A 6,470-nucleotide genomic window follows, 5' to 3' on the forward strand; every position below is an offset into this window, starting at 1 on the left:
ACCCTCGAGGGATCGCACCGCCTAGCTCTGCAATTACAGATCTACGGCCTAGAAGGTCTTGCGCCACTCCAGCTCGATATAGCGGCCCAAGGGATCGATAAAACCCGGCTGATAATTCAGCGGGACCACACCGTTCGCGTCGGTGATCTTGCGCTGGGCGTCGAAGACATTGTCGATGGCGAGGCGAAGGCGCGAGCCTTTGAGGAAGGGCAGCGCGCCGGTCAATTTCGGCTGCTGGTCGAGGTTGACGAAGAAGCGCAGGTCGAAGGTTGCGAGGTCGCCGAAATCCAGGTCGCCCGCGCTGCCGCCGGTCACCGTGCTGCCGCTGTCATATTTCGCGCTCAGCCGCACGCCCACGCCCTTGTAGAAGACACCGCCGTCGAGTTCGAGGAGGTGGCGATTCGACCCGCCGCCGCTGCCCGTCGCCGACCCGTCCAGCAGGTCGAGTTCGGGCACGCCGGGACGGATGAGCACCGTGTCGGTAAGCTTTACCGTGTGATAGAGCGAGACCTGCCAGCGCCCGCCCTGCGGACCGCCGAACATCCTGCCGAGACCGCCGGGACCGCCGGGACCGCCCGCGCGTGGGCCGCCGCCGCGCGGACCGCCGAAGCCGGGACCGCCGCGCTCGCCGCGCGGTCCGACGCGCGATTCGGGCTGCCCAAAGCTCTTGCCGAAGTTGAGACCCCAGCGGATCTGCGAATTTTCGGCGCGGTCGAAATTGACCGGCCGCTGGTCGAGCGCGACGAGCACGCCATTCGCATCGCGCGTCACGCGGTCGGGAAAGGCCGCCTCGATCTCGGGCGTAAGCAAGGGAAAGCTGTTCGCCGTGTCATAGCTTTTGTTGCGGTTGTAATTGACCGACAGATTGAGCCCCTCGATCATCGGCGGCGACCAGTTGAGTCCGAGCTTGAGGTCGCGGCGCTGTTCGGCGAGCAGGAAGGGATTGCCGCCGGTCGTCGTCGTGATCTGCACCGTCTGGCCGGTCGAAAAGTCATAGTAGGTCACCGCGGGGGTCACCAGCGGGGCAGCGCCAAGCTGCTGGATGCCCGGCGCGGCTTCATCGCTGTTGAAGCTCGCGATCAGCGACAGGCTGTCGGTGATGCCCCAGTTGAGGTTCGCGCCCCAGCTTTTGAGCGCCTCGAAATCGCTTGGGTTCTGCACCTGTCCGCTCAGCGTCAGCGACAGGGTGCCTATCTTGCCGACCGCGTAATCGGGATCGAGCAGCGGCACGGTGAGCGATCCGAACACGCCGGGCAGGTCGCGCGACAGGTCGGTGGTGGTCACGCCGTCGGCGCGCTGCGACCGGCTGTCGAAACGCAGCCCCGAATAGCTGCCGGTCATCGACAGGCGGATCGGTCCCGCCCAGCCTTCGGTCACCGTGCCCGACAGGTTGGCGTTGCCGCCGAATGTCTGCTGGCTGCTGTCGAAACGATCGACCGAACCGTCGATGCGATCGGTGAAGGTCCGCTGGTCGGCGTCGGCATAATTGCCGGTGACCGACCAACGCCAGTCGCCGAGCATCCCGTTGATGCTGGCGGTCGATGTCAGGTTGCGCGCGCGGCTGTCGCGTTCCAGCGGATCGGCCACGCCGCCGGGACCGGGGCCGAGCAGCGACAGCGTGTCGGTCTGGTCGAACCGCAGATTGATCGACGCATCGGTGGTCTTGCTCAGGCTGCGCTGAACCGTCGCGTCGATCCGATATTCGTCCGACGCGCCGAGCAGGCTGCGCGCGGGGGCTTCGGCCGCCTGCGCCGGATCGTCATAATCGAGGTCGCGCTCGCTTTCGCGCAGCATTGACTTGCGTTCCCAGCCTGCATCGACATTGATCCGGCTGCTGTCGGTGATCGCAAGGAAGCTCGGCTCGATCTCGCTCTGGAAACGGCCGCCCTGCGTCGGGATGCCGCCTTCGGCCTCGACCGAAAGCTGCCGGAAATTGGGCTTGAGCACCAGGTTGACGACGCGTTCGTCGGCCGAATAGCCATATTGCAGCGCGACCTCTTCGGGGAACACCTCGACCTTGGCGATCGCTTCGGGGGGCAGGTTGCGCACTTCGCCAAAGCCGCCGATACGGCGCCCGTTGACCAGGATGACCGGCCGCCCGCTGCCGCGGCCGCGCCCCGATCGCGTCTGCGGCGCCAGTGCGTCGAGCAGTTCGGAAACGTTCGACACGCCATAGCTGGCGATTGCGGCTTCATCGAGTTCGGCCTCGGCCCTGATGTCGGTATCGAGCTGGCCCGCAAGGCGCGGCGCGGTGACGACGATCTCGTCCTCGGCATAATCGTCATAGGCATCCTCGACCGTTTCGGGCGCCGCCGGGGCCTGATCGGCGGGCTGGTCGGCCACTGCCGCAGCGACTGATGACTCGACCGATGCCTCCGCCGACGCGGGCAGCGCAAACGACGCCCCGGCCGCCAGCAAGGCAGCGCGCACCGAAAGGGAAAGACGGACATGATTCATGGGGGAGAGCCTTGTTTCTGTTCTGTCTTGCTTTTCATTTGCGCAGGCAGGGCTTAACGCCCGCTGACGCCAGACTTTGCGCGGCGTTCACTTATGTCGCAATTGTCGCAACAATGTGTCGGGGGCTATGCCGGTTCGACGGGCGGCGCATATCGACCGCTGGACAGCATCGCCCGGCTTCCTTATCGGCCAGCCATGCCGACTCCCGAACCCTCCGCCGCCCCTGAATCGATCCTGATCATCGACTTCGGATCGCAAGTCACCCAGCTTATCGCCCGCCGCGTCCGCGAGGCGGGCGTCTATAGCGAGATCGTCCCGTTCAGCGCCGCCGAAGCCGCGCTGAAGAGGATGCAGCCCAAGGGCATCATTTTATCGGGCTCGCCCGCATCGGTCCCCGCACCCGGCAGCCCGCGGGCACCGCAATCGGTGTTCGACAGCGGCCTGCCCATCCTGGGCATTTGTTACGGGCAGCAGGTCATGAGCCAGCAGCTCGGCGGCCGCGTCGAACCCGGCGGCGTCGACGGGACGCGCGACGGCGAGTTCGGCCGCGCCTTCCTGACCGTCACCGAGCCCTGCGTGCTGTTCGACGGATTGTGGGCGGTCGGCGAGCGGCATCAGGTGTGGATGAGCCACGGCGACCGCGTCACCCAGTTCGCGCCCGGTTTCCGCATCGTCGCGGTCAGCGACGGCGCGCCCTTTGCCCTCATCGCCGACGACGCGCGCCGCTATTATGGCACCCAGTTCCACCCCGAGGTCGTCCACACGCCCGACGGGGCCAAGCTGATCGCCAATTTCGTCCGCCACGTCTGCGGCTGTTCGGGCGACTGGACGATGGCCGAGTTCCGCGCCACGAAAATCGCCGAAATCCGGGCGCAGGTCGGCGACCAGCGCGTGCTGTGCGGCCTGTCGGGCGGGGTCGACAGCGCGGTCGCGGCGGTGCTGATTCACGAAGCGATCGGCGAACGGCTCACCTGCGTCTTCGTCGACCACGGCCTCTTGCGCATGAACGAGCGCGAGCAGGTCGAGCGGCTGTTCCGTGACCATTACAACATCCCGCTGGTCGTCGTGGACGCCGAGGAACGCTTCATGGCCGGCCTGGCGGGCGTCACCGACCCCGAGGCGAAACGCAAGTTCATCGGCGCCGAGTTCATCAATGTGTTCGAGGAACAGGCAAAGAAGATCGGCGGCGCCGACTTCCTCGCGCAAGGCACGCTCTATCCCGACGTGATCGAATCGGTCTCGTTCACCGGCGGGCCGAGCGTGACGATCAAGAGCCACCACAATGTCGGCGGCCTGCCCGAACGCATGAACATGAAACTGGTCGAACCCTTGCGCGAGCTGTTCAAGGACGAGGTGCGCCTGCTCGGCAGGGAACTCGGCCTGCCCGACATTTTCGTCGGCCGCCACCCTTTCCCCGGCCCCGGCCTCGCGATCCGCATTCCGGGCGAAGTCAGCAAGGAACGCTGCGACATTCTTCGCAAGGCTGACGCCGTTTACCTAGAGGAAATCCGCAATGCGGGTCTTTACGACGCGATCTGGCAGGCGTTCGCGGTGCTGCTTCCCGTCAAAACCGTCGGCGTGATGGGCGACGGGCGGACATACGACCATGTCTGCGCGCTGCGCGCCGTCACCTCGACCGACGGCATGACCGCCGACATCTACCCTTTCGACGCCGCTTTCCTCAGCCGCTGCGCGACGCGCATCATCAACGAGGTGCAGGGCATCAACCGCGTGGTCTATGACTATACATCCAAGCCGCCGGGGACGATCGAGTGGGAATGATTCAGGCCCATCCGAACGCCGCCGATTCTACGCCGAAACTCGACGTAACCCACTGAAGAAAAATAATCTTCCTGACTGTGCCTATCGATACCTATCGGTGGGCATAGATCGCGAGTACCGTCACGGCTGACGGCCCTTGCTCATATTGATCCCTGCTGATTTTGAAAGTACCGTCACGGGAACTGAGGCTCGTGACGGTACTTTTTTTGGCTTAAGCCATTGTAAGAACGCGCATTTTCAGGCGCGAGCCTCCCAAAAACCGCGTGACGGTACTTTTTCGGAGGTGATACGGCAATGCTGACGGACGCAGCAATCAAGGCCTTGAGACCAAAAGACAAAATCTACAAGGTCGCGGATCGCGACGGCATGTATGTCCGCGTCATGCCGTCAGGACAGATATCCTTCCGGCTGGACTATCGGCTGAATGGGCGGCGCGAAACGGTCTATCTCGGCAAGTATGGGCGTGATGGCATTTCGCTCGCGCGGGCGCGGGAGCTGTGCCTGGATGCGCGGCGGGCGATCAGAGAGGGGCGTTCACCGGCGATCGAGAAGCAGCGCGAGAAGCGTCGCCTGAAAGAGGCCAAGAGCTTCGGCGAGTTCGGTGAGAAATGGCTGGTGAATGCTCCGATGGCGGACAGCACCAGAGCCATGCGCCGCGCCATCTTCGAGCGTGAGCTGCTCCCTGTCTGGCGCAATCGCCTGCTTACCGAAATCACGCCGGACGATCTGCGAACACACTGCGCCAAGATCGTCGAGCGCGGCGCCCCGGCCACAGCGATCCATGTTCGGGACATCCTGAAGCAGATCTACGGCTTCGCAATCCTGCATGGAGAGAAGGTGCCTAATCCCGCGGATGAGGTCGGGCCCGCCGCGATTGCGACGTTCGCGCCGAGAGACCGCGCGCTGTCACCGGCGGAAATTCGCATCATGCTCAAGCAACTCGAGCACGTTCCTACGCTGCCGACCATCCGGTTAGGTATGAAGCTCTACCTCCTGACGATGGTGCGGAAGAGCGAACTGCAGGACGCGGTATGGGACGAGGTGGATTTCGAGAATGCTGTCTGGACCATCCCAAAGGAGAGGATGAAGCGCTCGAAGCCTCACAACGTCTATCTCTCGCGGCAGACCTTAGACATCATGATCGCGCTGAAGACCTGCGCTGGCAATTCGCGGTATCTGTTGCCGTCGCGCTACGATGCCGACGCGCCAATGTCGCGGGCGACCTTCAACCGAGTGACCTACTCGGTGGTCGAACAGGCGAAGAAGGAGGGACTCCCTCTTGAGCCGTTTACGGTTCACGATCTGAGACGCACCGGATCGACACTTTTGAACGAGCTCGGCTTCAACAGCGACTGGATCGAGAAATGCCTCGCCCATGAGGATGGCCGGTCATCTCGCGGAGTTTACAACAAGGCGGAATACGAGGTGCAGCGCCGCCATATGCTGCAAGAATGGGCGGACATCGTTGATGCCTGGCTCGAGGGGAAAAAGCGCGTGCCGGTTCTCGTGCCGCCCGCTATGACGCTGCTTGAGCTTGATCCGGCGCTTTGACAGGCCGGGTTTTCCGCTGCCGTACGTCCGGGTGCTTGGCCCGTTTGACAGGAGCCGCGCGACGGCTCTCCAGCCATGCCTGAACCTCGGCAAGGTCCCATACGATGCAGCGGGGCGACAGTGCAAAGCGCCTTGGGAATTCGCCCCGCTGCTCCATCTCGTAGATAGTGCTATCGGCGAGCGGGACCATCTCACGCAGTTGATGTCGCCTGATCGATTTTCGAAGCGTCAACTGATCCGAGTGGCTCATCCTCTATCTCCTCATTGGATTGCATATACAACGATAGAGAATGATAGATCTCGACTGCGGAAGCCCCTTCGAAGGCTAATGCGGCAGTATCGCACTGTAGGGTGCAAATCGGAGGGACGATAACGGCAGATCGCCTTTGCATGACGCTCAGTGCGAGAAGAGAATTCTCGGCCAAGAAGTCGACGAGCATTCGTGAATCCCCACGTGCGGCCCCGGCCTTGCGGAAGCTGCCATGCTCCGATGCAGCGACGAAATAGCGCAGATGCCAAAGTTCTATTGAACGAGGGCGCCTCACGGTCCGCCCCATCCGGATACTGATGGTTCAGGGCAACCCACGCGGGTTGGCCCGGAGCGCTACGCCAAGCTTCGCTCAATGGGCGTAACCGGTGTTTTCAGGCCACGGTGGACCATGGCATGAGTTGGGCGAGAT

At 63.5% G+C, this 6,470-nt stretch carries 4 protein-coding genes; 2 read left to right on the forward strand and 2 right to left on the reverse strand.

The window, feature by feature from the left end; translation table 11 throughout:
* Positions 1 to 48: 48 nt before the first annotated feature.
* The gene (locus HUW43_RS13990; protein WP_188237976.1) at positions 49 to 2,457 is read right to left on the reverse strand and encodes a TonB-dependent receptor plug domain-containing protein; all 2,409 of its coding nucleotides are present in this window, start codon (positions 2,455 to 2,457) and stop codon (positions 49 to 51) included.
* 195 nt (positions 2,458 to 2,652) lie between these two features.
* Here HUW43_RS13990 and guaA point away from each other — a divergent pair, with 195 nt between their 5' ends.
* Both guaA and HUW43_RS14000 read left to right on the forward strand, forming a co-directional pair.
* Complete coding sequence (gene guaA, locus HUW43_RS13995; protein ID WP_188237977.1) at positions 2,653 to 4,239, forward strand: glutamine-hydrolyzing GMP synthase; 1,587 nt, start codon at positions 2,653 to 2,655, stop codon at positions 4,237 to 4,239.
* Between the two features lie 294 nt (positions 4,240 to 4,533).
* Entirely contained in the window at positions 4,534 to 5,790 is a 1,257-nt protein-coding gene (locus tag HUW43_RS14000) for a tyrosine-type recombinase/integrase (RefSeq protein ID WP_188237978.1), read from the forward strand.
* Here HUW43_RS14000 and HUW43_RS14005 read toward each other — a convergent pair.
* The gene (locus tag HUW43_RS14005; RefSeq protein WP_188237979.1) at positions 5,756 to 6,040 is read right to left on the reverse strand and encodes a helix-turn-helix transcriptional regulator; all 285 of its coding nucleotides are present in this window, start codon (positions 6,038 to 6,040) and stop codon (positions 5,756 to 5,758) included. The genes HUW43_RS14000 and HUW43_RS14005 overlap by 35 nt on opposite strands.
* Between the last annotated feature and the right edge of the window lie 430 nt (positions 6,041 to 6,470).

The sequence above is a fragment of the Sphingopyxis sp. LK2115 genome (genome assembly GCF_014595975.1).
GTDB lineage: Bacteria > Pseudomonadota > Alphaproteobacteria > Sphingomonadales > Sphingomonadaceae > Sphingopyxis.